Source organism: Streptomyces sp. PKA51, assembly GCF_057552455.1.
Window position 1 is genome coordinate 214697 of the sequence record NZ_BAAJPZ010000008.1, and the last position, 18059, is coordinate 232755.

The following is an 18059-nucleotide window of genomic DNA, read 5'->3' on the forward strand; positions in this document are numbered from 1 at the left end:
CCCGTTTCAGAGCCGCCGTTGGGAGCCGTGCCGTGCGCATCGACCTGCACACCCACTCCACGGCCTCGGACGGTACGGACACCCCCGCCGAGCTGGTCCGCAAGGCGGCCGCCGCCGGGCTGGACGTCGTCGCCCTGACCGACCACGACGGGGTCGGCGGCCATGCGGAGGCCGCGGCCGCCCTGCCCGCGGGCCTGACCCTGGTGCCGGGCGCCGAGCTCTCCTGCCGCTTCACCGGCGCCGACGGCTTCAGCGTCCACATGCTGGCGTACCTCTTCGACCCGGCCGAGCCGGAGCTCGCCCGCGAGCGCGAGCTCGTGCGCGACGACCGCGAGCCGCGCGCGCGGGCCATGGTGGCCAAGCTCAACGAGCTGGGCGTGCCGGTGCGCTGGGAGCGCGTCGCCGCCCTCGCGAACGGCGGCGCCGTCGGACGGCCCCACGTGGCCTCGGCGATGGTGGAGCTCGGTGTGATCGGCAGCGTCTCCGACGCCTTCACGCCCGAGTGGCTCGCCGGCGACGGCCGCGCCTACGTCGAGAAGCACGAGCTCGACCCCTTCGATGCGATCCGCCTGGTCAAGGCGGCCGGCGGGGTCACCGTCCTCGCGCACCCGCTCGCCCTCAAGCGCGGCGCCTGCGTCTCGGAAGGGCAGATAGCCGAGCTGGCCGCGGCCGGTCTGGACGGCATCGAGGTGGACCACATGGACCACGACGCCGCCACCCGGGCCAGGCTGCGGGGCCTCGCCGCGGATCTGCGCCTGCTGCCCACCGGCTCCAGCGACTACCACGGCAGCCGCAAGAGCTGCCGCCTGGGCGAGTTCACGACCGACCCCGAGATCTACGGCGAGATCACGCGCCGCGCGACGGGCGCCTTTCCCGTCCCGGGCGCCGGCGGCTGACCTCTCCGCGCGTCGGGTTCGTATCCCGCGTCCACCCGCGGTGGCCGCAGGCGTACGCCCCTGCCCGTACCCGTCCGCGCCCGCGCCTGCCGCGGCCGTACGAGACGGGTCGCTCCCCGCACCCCCCTGTACCCCCCGCACCCTCCTGCTCCAGATCGCTCTCCTGCAAGGCTCCCCTGTGTTCGACGTCGCTGTCTTCGGCTCCCTCTTCCTCACCCTGTTCGTGATCATGGACCCGCCCGGGATCACGCCGATCTTCCTCGCGCTCACGGCGGGCCGCCCCGCCAAGGTCCAAAAGCGCATGGCGTGGCAGGCTGCCACCGTCGCCTTCGGCGTGATCACCGTCTTCGGCATCTGCGGCCGCCAGATCCTGGACTACCTGCACATCACCACCCCGGCGCTGATGATCGCGGGCGGCCTCCTGCTGCTGCTCATCGCGCTCGACCTGCTGACGGGCAAGTCCGAGGAGCCCAAGCAGACCAAGGACGTCAACGTCGCCCTCGTGCCGCTCGGCATGCCGCTGCTGGCCGGCCCCGGTGCGATCGTCTCGGTCATCCTCGCGGTGCAGCGCGCCGACTCCCTCGCCGCGCAGGTCTCCGTGTGGTGCGCCATCGCCGCCATCCACGTCGTGCTGTGGCTGGTGATGCGCAACTCGCTGCACATCATCCGCGTGATCAAGGACGGCGGCGTGGTGCTGGTGACCCGGCTCGCCGGCATGATGCTCTCCGCCCTCGCCGTGCAGCAGATCATCAACGGCATCACCCAGGTGATCACCAAGCACTGAGGCGCTGCGGCGCGCAACACGCGAAACGCCCCCGTACGGACCGGTGCCGTACGGGGGCGTCGTGCGTACTCGGAGGTGACGCCGGGCGCTACCGGACCGAGGAATCTGCTGGGCGGATGTAGATGCGCTGGCCGATGGAGGCGGCCTGCTGCACGATCCGGTTGACGGAGGCGGCGTCCACGACGGTGCTGTCCACGGCGGTGCCGTCGACGTCGTCCAGGCGCATGATCTCGAAGCGCACGGCTTCTCCCTTCGTCTGATCCTCCTGAGGAGAACTGTAGGTTTCACCCTGTCCAACGGGTTGAGGGACTCAAACATTCCCTACGCTAAAGAAATTTTTCTGCTGTCTAACGACTGCAGTCGCGGCCGCGCGCCGGAGTGCGCTCGGGGAGTGCGAGTGGAACCCTGACAGTGGGGCGGTCGCCGCATGGCCGGACGGCCTCCTCGCCACCTGTGGCATACCCGGAACAGAAGCGAGGCGATCGGCCATGTCCGCCACGGAGCGCACGGGGCTCGGCCAGCCCTGCTGGGTGAGCCTGCTGACGGCCGACCTCCCCGCCGCGCAGGACTTCTACAGCGCCGTGCTCGGCTGGACCTACCGGCCCGGCTCCCTCGGGGAGGGCTTCATGGTGGCACTCTCCGACGGCCAGCCCGTCGCCGGCCTCAGCGACGCCGCCCGCGGCCTCGGCGTCGCCGTCAACTGGACCTGCTACTTCGCCGTCGGTGACGCCGACCTCGTCGCCTCCCGCGTCCGCGAACGCGGCGCCACCGTCGCCGTCGGACCGCTCACCGTCGGCCGCGGCCGCGTCGCCCTCGCCGCGGACCCCGCGGGCGCCGTCTTCGGCTTCTGGGAGGGCGAGAAGCTCTCCAGCTGGAGCATCGGCGCCGGCTCCGCCCCCGCCTGGCTCGAACTGCGCACCCGCGACGCCTTCGCCGCCGCCATGTTCTACGGCGAGATCTTCGAATGGGCCGTCGAACGCCCCGACCGCTGCGAGGTCCGCTACGAGGACGACGCCGTCACCGTCGAATCCCACGGCCGCACCGTCGCCTGCCTGCGCGGCGGAGCCGTCGAGGCCGACCCCGACCCCCGCATCCGGCCGCGCTGGCACGTGTACTTCCGCGTCGAGGACGTCGAGAAGGCCGTCGAGGCCGCGCTCGCCGCGGGCGGCGCACTCGTCTCCGAACCCGCCCACTCCCGCGCCGGGCGCGCGGCAACCCTGCGCGACCCCGAGGGCGGCCTCTTCACCATCACCGACCGCGACGAAACCGGCTGCGCCCCGTAGGGGCGCGGGGAACTGCGCGATCGGCCACCTGCGGCCTGCAGCCGACGTGCCGCCCCAGGGGCCCGGGCGCGGCCCGGCACTCCGTCTGCGGGCGCGTCGCGGCTTGTCGCGCCCACGCGGCGGAGCCGCAGATCGATACTGTCCCGCGCCCCTACGGGGCGCCTAGGCCGCGGTCCAGAAGTCCAGCAGCGCGCGCGCCGTCGCCGTCGGTTGCTCGGCGTTGGGGGAGTGGCCGGCACCCCGCACCACCGTGCGCACCGCGCCCAGTTCCTCGGCCATCGCATCGATGTGCGGCACCGGCCAGGCGTAGTCCAGCTCGCCGGAGATCACGTGCTTGGGCAGCGGCACCCGCGCCAGCTCCGCCGTGCGGTCCGGCTCCTCGGTCAACTGACGCCCGGTCACCAGTAGTTGCTCCGGCACCGTGCCCAGCCAGCGCCGGTGCAGGAACTCCGTCACGCCGGGCGCGGGGGCGGCCACGTCCGTGTCCTCGGGCGGGTTCGCGGTGTCCTCGCGCTGCATCTCCCGCCAGATGCTCTCCATGTCCAGCACCGGCAGCGCCTGCAGCAGACGCCGGGTACGGGCCTGCTGCGACGCGGAGATCGCCCCCGGGCCGCTGCTCATGACCGTCAGCGACCGGAACGGTGCCGCGTCCTTCAGGACGGCCGCCCGCGCGATCAATCCGCCCAGCGAATGCCCGAGCAGATGCACCCCGCCGCCGACCGCCTCCACCTGGGCCAGCACGTCGAGGGCCAGCTCCTGCTGGTCGTACGCCGCCTCGTCGCGCGGCCCCGGCGTCTCGTACTGCCCGCGCCCGTCCACGGCCACGGCCCGGAACCCGGCCTCCGCCAGGGGTGCGAGCAGGGCGATGAAGTCCTCCTTGCTCCCGGTGAACCCCGGCACGAGCAGCACGGTGCCGCGCACGTCACCGCCCCCGGGGCGGGCATCGTGCACGGCGAACTCACCGCGGGCGGTGCGGAGGCGGTACGCGGAGGCGCACCCGGGCAGGGCGAGGAACGGGGGCCGGCTCATGCGCCGAGGCTAGCGCGGCCCCGCAACGCACGGTGCCGGCCACCCCCGAGGGGGTGACCGGCACCGTCACGGCGTGGCGCGAACCTTACGCCTCGGCCTTCTTTGCGGCCGCGCGCGTCCGCCGCGGCTTCGGCACGGTGGCCTCGGCCGTCTCGACGGGGGCCGCGGCGGCCTTCTTGGCGACGCGGGTGCGCTTGGGCTTGGCCTCGGCGGCCTCCACCGTCTCGACGACGGCCTCGGCGGCCTTCTTGTTGGTGCGGGTCCGCTTGGGCTTCTCCTCGGCTGCCTCGACGGTCTCGACGGCCTTCTTGGCCCGGGTGCGCTTGGGCTTCTCCTCGACGACCTCGGCGGCCTCGACCACGGCCTCGGCAGCCTTCTTGGCGCGCGTCCGCTTCGGCTTCTCCTCGACGACCTCGGCCGTCTCGACGGGGGCCGCGGCGGCCTTCTTGGCGACGCGGGTGCGCTTCGGCTTGGCCTCGGTGGCCTCGGCGGTGTCCACGACGGTCTCGACGGCCTTCTTGGCCCGGGTGCGCTTGGGCTTCTCCTCGACGACCTCGGCGGCCTCGACCACGGCCTCGACGGCCTTCTTGGCGCGCGTCCGCTTCGGCTTCTCCTCGACGACCTCGGCCGTCTCGACGGGGGCCGCGGCGGCCTTCTTGGCGACGCGGGTGCGCTTGGGCTTGGCCTCGGCGGCCTCCACCGTCTCGACGACGGCCTCGGCGGCCTTCTTGGTGGTGCGGGTCCGCTTCGGCTTCTCCTCGACCACGGCCTCGGCCGCCTCGACGGCGACAGCAGCCTCCGGCGCCGGGCGCGTGGTGCGGGTGCGGCGGCGGCGCGGCGCGGCCGGGGTCTCCGGGGCCTCGGTGGGGACGGCCGCGACGGCCTCGACGGCCTCCGTGGCCGCCTCCGCCTCCGGTGCCGTGGCGAGCGGCGTCGCCGCCGTACCGGCCGTGCTCAGCCCGCCGCGGGTGCGGCGGCGCCGGCGCGGGCGGGCCGGGGTCTCGGGCGCGCCCGGTGCGGTCGCGGTGGTCTCGGCGACCGGCGTCGCGTCCGCGGCCCCGAGCGGGGCCCCGCCGCGGGTGCGGCGGCGCTGGCGGGTGCGGGTGCGGGCCGGCCGCTCCTCGGCCACCGCCTCGCGGCGGTCGCGGTCGCGGTCGCGGTCACGGCCGCGGCGGCCGCGGCCGCCGGGCTCGCCGAGGTCCTCGATCTCCTCGGCCGCGAGGCCGGCGAGGGTGCGCTCGGAGCGGGGCAGGATGCCCTTCGTGCCGGCGGGGATGCCCAGCGCCTCGTACAGGTGCGGGGACGTGGAGTACGTCTCCTCGGGCTCGTCGAACGGCAGTTCCAGAGCCTTGTTGATGAGCTTCCAGCGCGGGATGTCGTCCCAGTCGACCAGCGTGACGGCCGTGCCCGACTTGCCCGCGCGGCCGGTGCGGCCGATGCGGTGCAGGTAGGTCTTCTCGTCCTCGGGGGACTGGTAGTTGACCACGTGGGTGACGTCGTCGACGTCGATGCCGCGCGCGGCGACGTCGGTGCAGACCAGGACGTCGACCTTGCCGTTGCGGAAGGCGCGCAGCGCCTGCTCGCGGGCGCCCTGGCCGAGGTCGCCGTGGACGGCGCCCGCGGCGAAGCCGCGCCGGGTGAGCTGCTCGGCGATGTCGGCGGCGGTCCGCTTGGTGCGGCAGAAGATCATCGCGCGGTTGCGGCCCTCGGCCTGCAGGATGCGGGCGACCATCTCCGGCTTGTCCATGTTGTGGGCGCGGAAGACGTGCTGCGCGATGTTGGCGTGGGTCTGGCCCTCGTCGTCCGGCGCGGTGGCGCGGATGTGCGTGGGCTGCGACATGTAGCGGCGGGCCAGCGAGATGACCGCGCCCGGCATCGTGGCCGAGAACAGCATGGTCTGCCGCTTGGCCGGCAGCATGGTGATGATGCGCTCGACGTCGGGCAGGAAGCCCAGGTCGAGCATCTCGTCGGCCTCGTCGAGGACGAGGGACTTGACGTGGGCCAGGCTCAGCTTCTTCTGGCCGGCGAGGTCGAGCAGGCGGCCGGGGGTGCCGACGATGACGTCGACGCCCTTCTGCAGGGCCTCGATCTGCGGCTCGTAGGCACGGCCGCCGTAGATGGCCTGGACGCGGACGTTGCGCACCTTGCCGGCGGTGAGCAGGTCGTTGGTGACCTGCTGGCACAGCTCACGGGTGGGGACGACGACGAGCGCCTGGGGGGCGTCGGTGAGCTCCTCCGGGGCCGCGCGGCCGGCCTCGACGTCGGCGGGGACGACGACGCGCTCCAGCAGGGGGAGGCCGAAGCCCAGCGTCTTTCCGGTGCCGGTCTTGGCCTGGCCGATGACGTCGGAGCCGGAGAGGGCGACCGGGAGCGTCATTTCCTGGATGGGGAACGGATGCACGATGCCGACGGCCTCGAGGGCCTCGGCGGTTTCGGACAGAATCCCGAGTTCGCGGAAAGTGGACAGAATCTTGCCTCTTCTGTGAGACGCGGCGCGAGGCGGCGAAGGGGGTCGTACGCAAGGGACGTACGGACCGCGCCGGGGTGGCGCACCGGCCACGGGGGGCCGGGGTGGCGCGGGACCACTGCCTTCGCTCGTGCACACGAGCCGCGAGCGGACCCTCCTGGTGTGCGTACGCCTCGTACGCACCGCGGGGAGGGCGGTCGGTTGTGTGGAAGCCGATCGGGCCACCGACCGGGCATCCGCTGGAGCCCTGGAGACTCGCCTCCAGAAGACACAGCATGAGTTGGGCCGGCCGAATACTCGGCTGGCCTCTTAGCACTGTACCCCGGAATCGTGCATCCGTGTCGGGACGATCCCGTGTCCGGATCGGTGCGAACTGTCTGACCAGGGGCTTCGTCGTGGCGCGCGGCGGGCTATCGTTCGCTGCATGGACACGCCCGACACGCCAGAGAACGTCACCGGTGCCCCTGCCGAGGACACCGGCATCGCCGCCCAGGACTGGGCCCAGGCCTCGGCCGACCCGCAGTACCGGGCGGCCGTCGTGGACCTGCTCGGCGCGCTCGCCTACGGCGAGCTGGCCGCCTTCGAGCGGCTCGCGGAGGACGCCAAGCTGGCGCCCACGCTGGACGACAAGGCCGCCCTGGCCAAGATGGCCGCGGCGGAGTTCCAGCACTTCCAGCGGCTGCGGGACCGCCTGGAGGCCATCGACGCGCCCCCGACGGCGGCCATGGAGCCGTTCGCGGCGGGCGTGGACGAGTTCCACCGCCAGACCGCGCCCTCGGACTGGCTGGAGGGCCTGGTCAAGGCGTATGTGGGCGACTCGATCGCCAGTGACTTCTACCGCGAGGTCGCCGTCCGCCTGGACACCGACACCCGGGCCCTGGTGCTGGGTGTGCTGGACGACACCGGGCACGCCTCCTTCGCGGTCGAAAAGGTCCGGGCCGCCATCGAGGCGGACCCGCGCGTCGGCGGGCGGCTCGCGCTGTGGGCGCGCCGGCTGATGGGCGAGGCGCTCTCCCAGGCGCAGCGCGTGGTGGCCGACCGGGACGCCCTGTCGACGATGCTGGTGGGCGGCGTGGCCGCTGGTTTCGACCTGGCCGAGGTCGGCCGGATGTTCTCGCGGATCACCGAGGCGCACACCAAGCGCATGGCCGCGCTGGGCCTGGCGGCCTAAGGGTCGGGGGCGCAGCACCGCGGGATCCGCAGCGGGCGCTCAGGCCGTCGCTGATCGGCGCGGCCGGCCTGCGGGCCGCAACAGCAGGGACAGCAGGGCCACGGTCACTCCCAGCGACACCCCCAGGGTGCCCAGGGTGTGGCCGGGGCCCAGCACCGTGTGGCCCAGCAGGGCGCCGAAGAGTGCGGCGACCGGGCCGGTGGCCAGGGCCAGCGGGCGGGAGCGGAACTGCCCGTAGCGCGCGGGAAGCCGGCGCAGGGCCGTCCAGGAGACGGCGAGTCCGATGAGGACCGAGCCGAGCGCTTCCCAGAGGATCATGTCGTCACCCTCCTGTGAGGTAGCCGAGAAGCGGGGTGCAATTCGGTCGTAGCGGTCCTACCCCGGGCCCGCCGCGGGCAACCCTCGCGTCCCGGCCGTGCACCACGACGCGTGAACGACGAAGCGTCAACGACGCCGTGCACCACGACGCGTGAAGAAAAACGGCGGGGCCCGGAGTGCTCGCGCACTCCGGGCCCCGCCGTCACGTCGCCGCGGCGACGCGTCGCATCACATCGCGCCGAAGCCGACCTTGCGGACCGTGGGCTCGCCGATCTCGACGTACGCCACGCGGTCGGCCGGGACGATGACCTTGCGGCCACGGTCGTCCTCCAGGGTCAGCATCTGCGCCTTGCCGGAGAGCGCCTCGGCAACCGCGCGCTCGACCTCCTCGGCAGCCAGTCCGCTCTCCAGAACGATCTCGCGGGGCGCGTGCTGCACGCCGATCTTGACCTCCACGGCCTGTCCCTCCGAAGGTATGCGGTCCCCCTGGCCCTGGGCCACGGGGAGGGGTGCGCGGCCAGCCGCGCCGTACGCTGCACACATTAGCCCGCGACCCGCCGGTGCCGGGCGCCCGCCCGCACGCTCGCAGCGAACACGGCGACGTGGCCGAAATCGCCCGTACCCGGCGTCAGTGCTGCTCGGGGGCGACCTTGGGGAAGCCGGCGATGCCGCGCCAGGCCAGCGAGGTCAGCAGCTGCACCGCGGTCTCGCGCGGCACCGTGCTCTCGCTGGAGAGCCAGTAGCGGGCCACCACCTGGGAGACGCCGCCCAGGCCCACGGCCAGCAGCATGGCCTCGTCCTTCGACAGGCCGGTGTCCTCCGCGACGACCTCGCTGATCGCCTCGGCGCACTCCAGCGACACGCGCTCCACGCGCTCGCGGACGGCCGGTTCGTTGGTCAGGTCGGACTCGAAGACCAGGCGGAAGGCGCCGCCCTCGTCCTCGACGTAGGCGAAGTAGGCGTCCATGGTGGCCGCCACGCGCAGCTTGTTCTCGGTGGTGGAGGCGAGCGCCGTGCGCACGGCCTGCAGGAGGTTCTCGCAGTGCTGGTCCAGCAGGGCGAGGTAGAGGTCCAGCTTGCCGGGGAAGTGCTGGTAGAGCACGGGCTTGCTGACACCGGCGCGCTCGGCGATGTCGTCCATCGCCGCCGCGTGGTACCCCTGCGCCACGAAGACCTCCTGGGCGGCGCCCAGGAGCTGATTGCGTCGGGCTCGGCGCGGCAGGCGCGTGCCCCGCGGGCGCGCCTCGGTCTGCTCGATGGCTGTCACGCCGCCTCCCATGAGTTCTTCCGTGCACGGTGTGCACCGCGTCCGCCATCGTACTTTTCGGTAACCGGGCCGTGCGTGGCCGGAGCGGAGAATTTCACGAACCCCCCGCTGTGGGGAGTCGACAAATCCGTGCAATCGGCACGATGCGTCCGGCGGCCGGGCCCCGCGGCGTGCGGGCCGCGGGGCCCGGTGCCCTCAGCGGTAGTCGTCCTCGTCCAGATCCACCACCCGGGCCTGCTCGGCGCGGTCCGCCTCGCTGGCCGAGGCCGGGTCGATGTGGGTCAGCGGCTCGTCCTCCTCCGGCCTGATGTCGGCGTGCTGCTCGGCGGCGTCCGCTTCGGGGGCCTCGACGTCGAATTCCATGTCCTCCGCCTCGTCCTCGTCCTCGAAGGTGTCAGGGTCCGTCGGATCGACAGGCATATCGGAATCCTTCCGGCATCCGGTGTGGGGTGCCCTCAGCACTCCTTGATACCTCTCCCTCACCGCAGCCTAGGAGACACCGCTCCGGGCCGCCAGGCGATCTGTGAGCGCCGCCACAAGGGTTCGTGCGTGACCCTCTCGTAACATTGCCCGCATGTCGTCGATCGAGCCGTCCGATGCCCGTGCCGTACCGGTGGTGCCGCCCACGCGCCCCGCGCGGGTGGCGCCCGGCGAGACGCTGCGCTCCGTGGCGCTGCCCGGCGCCACGCTGACCATGCGCTCCCGGCCGCCCGCCCGGCCGGGCCTGCCCCCGGCGCTGTTCGTGCACGGCCTGGGCGGCTCCTCGCAGAACTGGTCCCAGCTGATGGAGACCCTCGCGGGCGACGTCGACGGCGAGGCCCTGGACCTGCCGGGCTTCGGCTACGCGCCCCCACCGGACGACGGCGACTACTCCATCACGGCCTACGCCCGCGTCGTCATCCGCCACCTCGACGCGAGCGACCGCGGGCCCGTGCACCTGTTCGGCAACTCCATGGGCGGCGCGGTCGTCACCCGCGTCGCCGCCGTCCGGCCCGACCTGGTGCGCACCCTCACCCTCGTCTCACCCGCCCTGCCCGAGCTGCGCCCGCAGCGCTCCGCGGTGCCCACGGGGCTGATGGCCGTGCCCGGCCTGGTCTCGCTCTTCGCCCGCATGACCAGGGACTGGACCCCCGAGCGGCGCACCCGAGAGGTCCTCGCCCTGTGCTACGGCGACCCCGCCCGGGTCACCCCGGAGGGCTTCGCCCTCGCGGTCGCCGAGTACGAGCGCCGGCTGCAGCTGCCGTACTTCTGGGAGGTCATGGGCCGCTCCGCGCGCGGCATCGTCGACGCCTACACCCTCGGCGGGCAGCATTCGCTGTGGCGGCAGGCGGAACGCGTCCTTGCCCCTACTCTGCTCGTGTACGGAGCGCGCGACCAGCTCGTGTCCATCCGCATGGCCCGCCGGGCGAGCAAGGCATTTCGCGACTCGCGGCTGCTGACGCTTCTCGAAGCGGGACATGTCGCCATGATGGAGGACCCGGACGCGGTGGCCCGCGCCTTCCGGGAACTGCTCGCGGACACTGCCACGACATCTGAACGGAGCGCCCCGCCCCGTGGGTAAACACAGCGCACGCGCCGACCGGTCCCCCTCCGGGCCCGCCGCTGCCGCCCCCGGTACGGGCCGCCGCCGCGCCCACGACGGACCGGGGCAGCCGGCCCACGGCCACGAGACGGCACCGCCGCCCGTGCCCGGGCCGGGCCCGGGACGCCGGCGCGGCGGTGGCTGCGACGAGGAGGCCGCACGGCTCGCGGACGCCTTCGACTCCTTCGACCCGGGCCTCGCGCCCGGCCTCGGCGCGGCCGTCGACTCCGGCTTCGGGCCCGACTTCGACGCCGGGTACGACGCGGGCTACGGGGCCGGGCCCGGGGCCGAGGGCGGCACCCGTCCCTCCGCCCGCACCGGCCACCCCGAGCCGCGCGAGAGCGCGGGCTGGGGCGTCATCGGCGCCCAGCGCGACGGGGCCGCGGCCCCGTCCGCCCCCGCGGGGCCCACGTGCGCGACGACCGGCTTCCTGCAGGGCGCGCCCGCGCCCGTACCCGCCCCCGCGCCGCCCCCGGCCGCACCGACACGGGCATCCGCACCGGCGCCCGCACCGGCGCCCGCGCCGCCGCGCCGGGTCTTCGGCGGGGCGCTGCGCACCGCGACCGGCGTGGCCGCGGCGCTGGTGACCGCCGTGCTGGCCGTCGCCGTGGCCGGGCAGGTGCAGGAGAGCACCCAGAGCAAGGCGCAGGCGCGCGCGGCGGACCCCACCGGCCAGCGCGACGACCCCGAGGCGCCCTCGCGCTCGGACTCCCGGCCCACCCCCAACGGGGGCGCCCGGCCGCCCGCCACCTACGAGGAGGCGATGGCCAGGAAGTACCCGCTCGCCCCGGATGCCCGGGGATCGGGCGACTTCGTCACCATCGAGGGGCACGACCGGGCCCCCGGTAAGGGTGAAGTGCGGCGGTACCGCATTGACGTGGAGAAGGGGCTGCCGCTCGACGGCTCGCTCTTCGCCACCGCCGTCCACCGCACCCTCAACGATCCCCGCAGCTGGGGCCACGGCGGCAAGTACACCTTCGAGCGCGTCTCCTCCGGCGACGCGGACTTCGTGGTGACCCTCGCGAGCCCGGGCACCACGCACGTCTGGTGCGCCAAGTCGGGCCTCGACACCTCCGAGGACAACGTCTCCTGCGACTCCGCCATCACCGACCGGGTGATGATCAACGGCTACCGCTGGGCGCAGGGCTCGGAGACCTACGGCGACGCCATGCACGCCTACCGTCAGATGCTGATCAACCACGAGGTCGGCCACCGGCTCGGCCACGACCACGAGTCGTGCCCCGCCAACGGCGCCCTGGCCCCGGTGATGATGCAGCAGACCAAGTTCCTCAACACCGGGGACAAGGTCTGCCGGCCCAACCCCTGGCCCTTCCCCTGACCTGGCGTCATCTCTTCTTTCGGGATATCCGGTCTCGATTCGTGAGACGCCTTTGCCGCAAGGCGAAAATTCGTTCACCCTTCTTCGCATGTCGTACCGCCACGTCCCCACGCGCAACGCCGGCCTCGAGCTGGCGCTGATCGGCGTGGCCGTGCACGCGGTCGCCGACGTCCTCTGTCGCTGAACCCGCCTGTTCCGGCATCTTCCCCTGCGCCGTCCGCGCTGCCGCGGCGTTGCGCCCGGGGGCGGTACGGCGCGGTTCGCGCTGCAATCCCCGCGTACTCCTCGCGTACTCCACCGCCTTCACGGGTGCCGCCGTGCCTCCCGGCACTTCCGCCACCTCTCCACCCGTGAAAGGGCTGACCCCTCATGCGTCAATTGTCCGTCGTGTCCCGCAGTGTGGCCGCAGCCGCCGTCAGCGCGGCCCTGATCGGCGGCGCCGTGGCGTGCGGCCCCGAGAAGAGCGGCGCCGGCTCCGGCAGCGGCGGTGACGGCGGTGCCCCGAAGAAGGGCGGCACCCTCACGGTCCTCAACCGCGGGCCGCAGAAGCAGTTCGACCCCGCCCGCCTGTACACCTCCGGCGGCGGCAACCTGCCCTCCCTCGTCTACCGCACGCTGACCACCCGCCACCGCGCGAACGGCGCCGAGGGCACCAAGGTCGTCCCCGACCTCGCCACCGACACCGGCCGGCCCACCGACGACGCCAGGACGTGGACGTTCACCCTCAAGGACGGCCTGACGTACGAGGACGGCACGCCCATCACCTCGGCCGACATCAAGTACGGCGTCGAGCGCTCCTTCGCCCCCGAACTCTCCGGCGGCGCGCCCTACCTGCGCGACTGGCTGGTGGGCGGCGACACCTACCAGGGCCCCTACAAGGAGAAGAAGGGCCTCGACTCCATCGAGACGCCGGACGCGCGGACCATCGTCTTCAAACTGCGCAAGTCCGAGGGCGACTTCCCCTACTTCGCCACCTCCACCCAGTTCGCGCCCGTGCCCAAGGCCAAGGACACCGGCGTGAAGTACGCCGAGCACCCGGTCTCCTCCGGCCCGTACAAGCTGGTCAGGAACGTGGGCGACGGCCAGCAGATGCTCTTCGAGCGCAACGCCCACTGGTCGACGGACACCGACAAGGAGCGGCACGCCTACCCCGACCGCATCGAGGTGAAGTCCGGCCTGGACTCCGCCGTGATCAACCAGCGGCTGTCGGCCGGCCAGGGCGCCGACGCCGCCGCCGTCACCACCGACACCAACCTCGGCCCCGCCGAACTCGCCCAGGTCACCGGCGATGCCAAGCTGGCCGCCCGCGTCGGCACCGGCCACTTCGCCCAGACCAGCTACCTGGCGTTCAACCCCGAGGTCAAGCCCTTCGACAACCCGAAGGTCCGCCAGGCGATCGCGTACGCGATCAACCGCACGAGCGTCGTCAACGCCGCCGGCGGCTCCTCGCTCGCCGAGCCCGCCACCACCTTCCTGCCCCACCAGAAGCCGCTCGGGTACACGCCGTACGACCACTTCCCGGCGGGCGCGAAGGGCGACGCGGGCAAGGCCAAGGAGCTGCTGAAGGAGGCCGGTTACGAGAACGGCCTGGAGATCACCCTCACGCATTCCACCGCACAGAACTTCGAGACCAGCCCCGAGATCGCCACCGCCGTCCAGGCCGCGCTCAAGGAGGCCGGCATCGGCGTGAAGCTGGAGGGCCTGGAGGACAACGACTACGACGAGAAGATCCACAGCTTCGCGAAGCAGCCGGGCCTGTTCATCGCCCACTGGGGTGCCGACTGGCCCTCCGGCGGCCCCTTCCTCGCCCCGATCTTCGACGGCCGCCAGATCGTCAAGGACGGCGCCAACTTCAACACCGCCCGCCTGAACGACGCCTCCGTCAACGACGAGATCGACGCCATCAACAAGATCACCGACCATGACGAGGCCGCCCGCCGCTGGGGCGCCCTCGACAAGAGGATCGGCGAGCAGGCGCTGACCGTTCCGCTGTTCCACCCCGTCTACAAGCGACTGTTCGGCAAGGACGTCAAGAACGTCGTCATCAGCGACTGGACCGGTGTCCTCGACGTCTCCCAGGTCGCCGTCAAGTGAGCACGCCCGTCATCGTGAAGAACACGGAGGCGGGGGCCGGCACCCCCGCCTCCGGGGCCCGGCAGTTCCGGCGGCGGCTGCGCAGCCGCAAGGCCGTCCTCGCGGCCGCCGCCGTGCTCGCCCTTCTCGTCCTGCTCGCCCTCCTCGCCCCGCTCCTCGCCGCCCTCGAAGGCCAGGACCCGGGCACGTACCACGACACCCTCGTCGACTCCGCCCGCGGCGGCGTGCCGCTGGGCGACCTCGGCGGCGTCAGCGCCGAGCACTGGCTCGGCGTCGAACCCGGCACCGGCCGCGACCTGTTCGCCCGCCTGGTGTACGGCGCCCGCGTCTCGCTGCTCGTCGCGCTCGGCGCCACCCTCGTCCAGGTGCTCGTCGGCGTCGGCATCGGCCTGGGCGCCGCCCTCGGCAACCGCGTCGTCGAGTCCGTGCTCAGCCACGTCACCGACGTGATGGTGGCCATGCCGCTGCTGGTCTTCGCCATCGCCCTCATGGCCGTCGTCCCCGCCGACTTCCCCCGGCCCCTGCTGCTCGTCGTCGCCATCGGACTGCTGCAGTGGGGCGGCATGGCCCGCCTGGTACGCGCCCAGGCCCTGAGCCTGAAGAAGCTCGACTTCGTCGCGGCCGCCCGGCTCACCGGCGCCTCCACCCGGCGCGTCGCCCGCCGCGAGCTGCTGCCCTCGCTCGCCGCCCCCGTCATCACCTACGCGGCCGTGCTGCTGCCCACCAACATCGTGCTGGAAGCGAGCATGTCCTTCCTCGGCGTCGGCGTGAAGCCGCCGACCCCCTCCTGGGGCCAGATGCTCTCCACCGCCACCACCTGGTTCCGTGCCGACCCCCTCTACGTCCTGCTCCCCGCCCTGATGCTCTTCACCACCACCCTCGCCTTCACCGTCCTCGGCGACGGGGTGCGCACCGCCCTCGACCCGCGCGAGGCGTCCCGCCTGCGCGTCGGCACCGGCCGGCGCACGGCCCGGGAGCGCGGCGCAGGAGGCCCCGCATGACCGGCTACCTGCTGCGACGCGCCCTCGGCGCGCTCGTCGTCGTCCTCGTCCTGACCGCCGTCGTCCACGCGACCTTCTACATCGCCCCCGGCGACCCCGCCCGCCTGGCGTGCGGCCCGCGCTGCAACCCCGAGCAGATCGCCCAGGTCCGCGAGCAGCTGTCCCTCAACGACCCCGTGTACATGCAGTACTGGCACTTCCTGCAGGGCATCGTCACCGGCCACGACTACTCCACCGGCACCGGCACCGTGCACTGCGACGCGCCCTGCTTCGGGCTGTCGTACCAGAGCGACCAGCAGGTCACCGAGCTGCTGATCCAGCGCCTGCCCGCCACCGCCTCCCTGGCCACCGGCGCCATGGTCGTGTGGCTGGTGCTGGGCACCGGCACCGGCCTGCTCTCCGCCCTGCGCCGCGGCGGCGCCACCGAGCGCGCCCTGACCTGGCTGACCCTCGCCGGCACCGCCACCCCCGTCTTCATCAGCGGCCTGGGCCTGCTCATGCTCTTCTGCGCCTACCTGCAGTGGCTGCCCTTCCCCTCCTACGTGCCGCTGACGGACGACCCCGAACAGTGGGCGTGGAACATGCTCCTGCCCTGGGCCGCGCTCGGCCTGCAGGAGTCCGCCAAGTACGCCCGGCTCACCCGCAGCTCCCTGCTGGAAACCCTCGCCGAGGACCACATCCGCACCTTCCGCGCCTACGGCATCGGCGAGAAGTCCCTCGTCAGCCGGCACGCGCTGCGCGGCGCCCTGGCCCCCGTCATCGCCCTGACCGCCGCCGACCTCGGCTCGATGTTCGGCAACGCGATCCTCACCGAGATGATGTTCGGACTGCCCGGCATCGGACAGCTCATGGTGGGCGCCACCCGCACCGTCGACCTGCCCGTCGTCGTCGCCGTCGTCACCGTCACCGGCACCGCCGTCGTCCTCGCCGGCATCGTCGCCGACCTCCTGTACGCCGCCGCCGACCGAAGGGTGGTCCTGCGATGACCGCACCCGCCACCGAACCCCTGGTCTCCGTCCACGACCTGACCGTCGCCTTCCCCACCGGCGGCGACGGCGTCGTACGGGCCGTCGACGGCCTGTCCTTCGAGCTCGCCCCCGGCGGCGCCCTCGGCATCGTCGGCGAATCCGGCTCCGGCAAGTCCACCGCCGCCTACGCCCTGCTCGGCCTGCACCGCGGCACCGGCGCCCGGGTCACCGGCTCCGTGCGCGTCGCCGGCCACGACGTCGAGGCCCTCGACGAGCGCGGACTGCGCAAGCTGCGCGGCGCGGCCGCCGCCATGGTCTTCCAGGACCCCCTCTCCTCCCTCGACCCCTACCAGGCCGTCGGCGACCAGATCGCCGAAGTGCTGCGCGCCCACCGCCCCGGCACCACCCGGCGCGCCGCGCACGCCCGCGCCGTGGCCGCCCTGGACCGCGTCGGCATCCCCGACGCCGCCCGCCGCGCCCGCTCGCGCCCGCACGAGTTCAGCGGCGGCATGCGCCAGCGCGTCCTGATCGCCATGGCCGTCGCCTGCGAGCCGAAGCTGCTGATCGCCGACGAACCCACCACCGCCCTCGACGTCACCGTCCAGGACCGCATCCTCGCCCTCCTGCGCGAGGTGCGCGAGGAGACCGGCGCCGGCCTGGTCCTGGTCACCCACGACCTCGGCGTGGCCGCCGGCAGCGTCGACGAGCTGCTGGTGATGAAGGACGGCCGCGCCGTCGAGCACGGCCCCCTGCGCACCGTCCTCGACCGCCCCCGCGAGCCGTACACCCGCGACCTGCTGGCCGCCGTGCCCCGCGTCGACGACCGCCGCGAACGGCCCGCCCCGCCCGCGGACGAGGCCCCCGTGCTGCTCCAAGCCACCGGCCTGCAACGGCGGTTCGGCCGCGGCAGGCACGCCGTCACCGCCGTCGACGACCTCTCGCTGACCGTGCGCGCGGGGGAGACCGTCGGCATCGTCGGCGAGTCCGGCAGCGGCAAGACCACCCTCGGCCGGATGCTGGTGCGCCTCCTCGACCCCACCGGCGGCACCCTGCACTACCGCGGCCGGGACATCGGCGGGCTGAAGGACGGCGCGCTGCGCCCCTTCCGCAGCGAGCTGCAGATGGTCTTCCAGGACCCGGTCTCCTCCCTCAACCCCCGCCGCAGCATCGGCGAATCCATAGCCGACCCGCTGCGCGCCGCCGGCACCCTCGACGACGACGCCGTCCGCACCCGCGTGCGCGAACTGCTCGGCCGCGTGGGCCTGGACCCGGACGCCTACCACCGCCACCCGCACGAGTTCAGCGGCGGCCAGCGCCAGCGCGTGGGCATCGCCCGCGCCCTCGCCCCCGAGCCCCGGCTGATCGTGTGCGACGAGCCCGTCTCCGCCCTCGACGTCACCACCCAGGCCCAGATCGTCCGGCTGCTGGGCGAGTTGCAGCGCGAGCTCGGCCTGGCGCTGGTCTTCATCGCCCACGACCTCGCCGTCGTCCGCCAGGTGAGTGACCGGCTCGTCGTCATGCGCGGCGGCCGCATCGTCGAGGAGGGGCCCGCCGACCGCGTCTACGAGGACCCCCGCCACCCCTACACGCGCGGCCTGCTGGCGGCCGTACCCCGCGTGGGGGCCTTCGCCCCGTAAGGGGCGCGGGGCGGTATCGATCTGCGGCTGCCGCCGCGTGGGCGCGACCGGCCACGACGCGCCTGCAGGTGGGCTTCGCCCGGGCCCGGGGCGGCGTTCCGACTGCGGGCCGTCGGTGGCCGATCGCGCAGTTCCCCGCGCCCCTTCGGGGCGTAGCCCAGGGAAACGCCCCAAGGGGGCGGAAGTCACGCCCGTTCACCCCTTCCGGTGGCGCGACGGACAA

General features: G+C 73.5%; 18 protein-coding genes. 11 read left to right on the top strand and 7 right to left on the bottom strand.

Annotated elements, in window-relative coordinates:
- The first annotated feature begins 32 nt into the window (after positions 1 to 32).
- Both AC27L3_RS15425 and AC27L3_RS15430 read left to right on the top strand, forming a co-directional pair.
- Positions 33 to 896: a PHP domain-containing protein gene (locus tag AC27L3_RS15425; protein WP_365969424.1), complete on the top strand. Its 864-nt coding sequence runs from the start codon at positions 33 to 35 to the stop codon at positions 894 to 896.
- A 178-nt stretch (positions 897 to 1074) separates the two neighbouring features.
- Positions 1075 to 1680 carry a MarC family protein gene (locus AC27L3_RS15430; RefSeq protein ID WP_487234580.1) on the top strand — a complete coding sequence of 202 codons (606 nt, stop codon included), beginning with the start codon at positions 1075 to 1077 and terminating at the stop codon, positions 1678 to 1680.
- 88 nt (positions 1681 to 1768) lie between these two features.
- On the opposite strand, the gene AC27L3_RS15435 is transcribed toward AC27L3_RS15430, so the two are convergent.
- Positions 1769 to 1921 carry a hypothetical protein gene (locus tag AC27L3_RS15435; protein ID WP_164737832.1) on the bottom strand — a complete coding sequence of 51 codons (153 nt, stop codon included), beginning with the start codon at positions 1919 to 1921 and terminating at the stop codon, positions 1769 to 1771.
- A 247-nt stretch (positions 1922 to 2168) separates the two neighbouring features.
- On the opposite strand from AC27L3_RS15435, the gene AC27L3_RS15440 reads away from it, so the two are divergent.
- Positions 2169 to 2963, top strand: coding sequence for a VOC family protein (locus AC27L3_RS15440; protein ID WP_487234581.1), 795 nt, complete (start codon positions 2169 to 2171; stop codon positions 2961 to 2963).
- Between the two features lie 162 nt (positions 2964 to 3125).
- On the opposite strand, the gene AC27L3_RS15445 is transcribed toward AC27L3_RS15440, so the two are convergent.
- Both AC27L3_RS15445 and AC27L3_RS15450 read right to left on the bottom strand, forming a co-directional pair.
- A complete protein-coding gene (locus AC27L3_RS15445) occupies positions 3126 to 3992 on the bottom strand; it encodes an alpha/beta fold hydrolase (protein WP_487234582.1) in 867 nt (288 codons plus the stop codon).
- An 85-nt stretch (positions 3993 to 4077) separates the two neighbouring features.
- A complete protein-coding gene (locus tag AC27L3_RS15450; protein ID WP_487234583.1) occupies positions 4078 to 6369 on the bottom strand; it encodes a DEAD/DEAH box helicase in 2292 nt (763 codons plus the stop codon).
- 514 nt (positions 6370 to 6883) lie between these two features.
- On the opposite strand from AC27L3_RS15450, the gene AC27L3_RS15455 reads away from it, so the two are divergent.
- Positions 6884 to 7630, top strand: coding sequence for a ferritin-like fold-containing protein (locus AC27L3_RS15455; RefSeq protein WP_487234584.1), 747 nt, complete (start codon positions 6884 to 6886; stop codon positions 7628 to 7630).
- Between the two features lie 39 nt (positions 7631 to 7669).
- Here AC27L3_RS15455 and AC27L3_RS15460 read toward each other — a convergent pair whose 3' ends face one another.
- The 4 genes from AC27L3_RS15460 to AC27L3_RS15475 all read right to left on the bottom strand — a co-directional run bounded on the left by AC27L3_RS15460 (position 7670) and on the right by AC27L3_RS15475 (position 9635).
- Positions 7670 to 7948, bottom strand: coding sequence for a hypothetical protein (locus AC27L3_RS15460; RefSeq protein ID WP_344438273.1), 279 nt, complete (start codon positions 7946 to 7948; stop codon positions 7670 to 7672).
- Positions 7949 to 8176: 228 nt separating this feature from the next.
- A complete protein-coding gene (locus tag AC27L3_RS15465) occupies positions 8177 to 8404 on the bottom strand; it encodes a DUF3107 domain-containing protein (protein ID WP_487234585.1) in 228 nt (75 codons plus the stop codon).
- A 172-nt stretch (positions 8405 to 8576) separates the two neighbouring features.
- The gene (locus AC27L3_RS15470; RefSeq protein ID WP_365969935.1) at positions 8577 to 9215 is read right to left on the bottom strand and encodes a TetR/AcrR family transcriptional regulator; all 639 of its coding nucleotides are present in this window, start codon (positions 9213 to 9215) and stop codon (positions 8577 to 8579) included.
- 195 nt (positions 9216 to 9410) lie between these two features.
- Positions 9411 to 9635, bottom strand: a complete 225-nt coding sequence (locus AC27L3_RS15475) for a hypothetical protein (protein ID WP_487234586.1) — start codon at positions 9633 to 9635, stop codon at positions 9411 to 9413.
- A 154-nt stretch (positions 9636 to 9789) separates the two neighbouring features.
- Here AC27L3_RS15475 and AC27L3_RS15480 point away from each other — a divergent pair, with 154 nt between their 5' ends.
- From AC27L3_RS15480 to AC27L3_RS15510, 7 genes are all read left to right on the top strand, one after another.
- A complete protein-coding gene (locus AC27L3_RS15480) occupies positions 9790 to 10776 on the top strand; it encodes an alpha/beta fold hydrolase (RefSeq protein WP_487234587.1) in 987 nt (328 codons plus the stop codon).
- Entirely contained in the window at positions 10769 to 12136 is a 1368-nt protein-coding gene (locus AC27L3_RS15485; RefSeq protein ID WP_487234588.1) for a DUF3152 domain-containing protein, read from the top strand. The genes AC27L3_RS15480 and AC27L3_RS15485 overlap by 8 nt, the downstream gene beginning before the upstream one ends.
- Before the next feature lie 88 nt (positions 12137 to 12224).
- A complete protein-coding gene (locus AC27L3_RS15490; RefSeq protein ID WP_487234589.1) occupies positions 12225 to 12320 on the top strand; it encodes an Ms4533A family Cys-rich leader peptide in 96 nt (31 codons plus the stop codon).
- A gap of 185 nt (positions 12321 to 12505) precedes the next feature.
- Complete coding sequence (locus tag AC27L3_RS15495) at positions 12506 to 14230, top strand: ABC transporter substrate-binding protein (protein ID WP_487234590.1); 1725 nt, start codon at positions 12506 to 12508, stop codon at positions 14228 to 14230.
- A complete protein-coding gene (locus AC27L3_RS15500; protein WP_487234591.1) occupies positions 14227 to 15231 on the top strand; it encodes an ABC transporter permease in 1005 nt (334 codons plus the stop codon). Before AC27L3_RS15495 ends, AC27L3_RS15500 begins: the two co-directional genes overlap by 4 nt.
- A complete protein-coding gene (locus tag AC27L3_RS15505) occupies positions 15228 to 16217 on the top strand; it encodes an ABC transporter permease (protein WP_487234592.1) in 990 nt (329 codons plus the stop codon). The genes AC27L3_RS15500 and AC27L3_RS15505 overlap by 4 nt, the downstream gene beginning before the upstream one ends.
- Positions 16214 to 17836, top strand: coding sequence for a dipeptide ABC transporter ATP-binding protein (locus tag AC27L3_RS15510; RefSeq protein WP_487234593.1), 1623 nt, complete (start codon positions 16214 to 16216; stop codon positions 17834 to 17836). Before AC27L3_RS15505 ends, AC27L3_RS15510 begins: the two co-directional genes overlap by 4 nt.
- The last annotated feature ends 223 nt before the right edge of the window (positions 17837 to 18059 follow it).

Excerpts from the sequence above, each read along its gene's own strand:
- AC27L3_RS15495 (WP_487234590.1), top strand. The coding sequence starts at position 12,506 with ATGCGTCAATTGTCCGTCGTGTCCCGCAGTGTGGCCGCAGCCGCCGTC.
- AC27L3_RS15445 (WP_487234582.1), bottom strand. The coding sequence starts at position 3,992 with ATGAGCCGGCCCCCGTTCCTCGCCCTGCCCGGGTGCGCCTCCGCGTAC.
- AC27L3_RS15475 (WP_487234586.1), bottom strand. The coding sequence starts at position 9,635 with ATGCCTGTCGATCCGACGGACCCTGACACCTTCGAGGACGAGGACGAG.
- AC27L3_RS15510 (WP_487234593.1), top strand. The coding sequence starts at position 16,214 with ATGACCGCACCCGCCACCGAACCCCTGGTCTCCGTCCACGACCTGACC.
- AC27L3_RS15440 (WP_487234581.1), top strand. The coding sequence starts at position 2,169 with ATGTCCGCCACGGAGCGCACGGGGCTCGGCCAGCCCTGCTGGGTGAGC.
- AC27L3_RS15490 (WP_487234589.1), top strand. The coding sequence starts at position 12,225 with ATGTCGTACCGCCACGTCCCCACGCGCAACGCCGGCCTCGAGCTGGCG.
- AC27L3_RS15460 (WP_344438273.1), bottom strand. The coding sequence starts at position 7,948 with ATGATCCTCTGGGAAGCGCTCGGCTCGGTCCTCATCGGACTCGCCGTC.
- AC27L3_RS15450 (WP_487234583.1), bottom strand. The coding sequence starts at position 6,369 with ATGACGCTCCCGGTCGCCCTCTCCGGCTCCGACGTCATCGGCCAGGCC.
- AC27L3_RS15455 (WP_487234584.1), top strand. The coding sequence starts at position 6,884 with ATGGACACGCCCGACACGCCAGAGAACGTCACCGGTGCCCCTGCCGAG.
- AC27L3_RS15480 (WP_487234587.1), top strand. The coding sequence starts at position 9,790 with ATGTCGTCGATCGAGCCGTCCGATGCCCGTGCCGTACCGGTGGTGCCG.
- AC27L3_RS15505 (WP_487234592.1), top strand. The coding sequence starts at position 15,228 with ATGACCGGCTACCTGCTGCGACGCGCCCTCGGCGCGCTCGTCGTCGTC.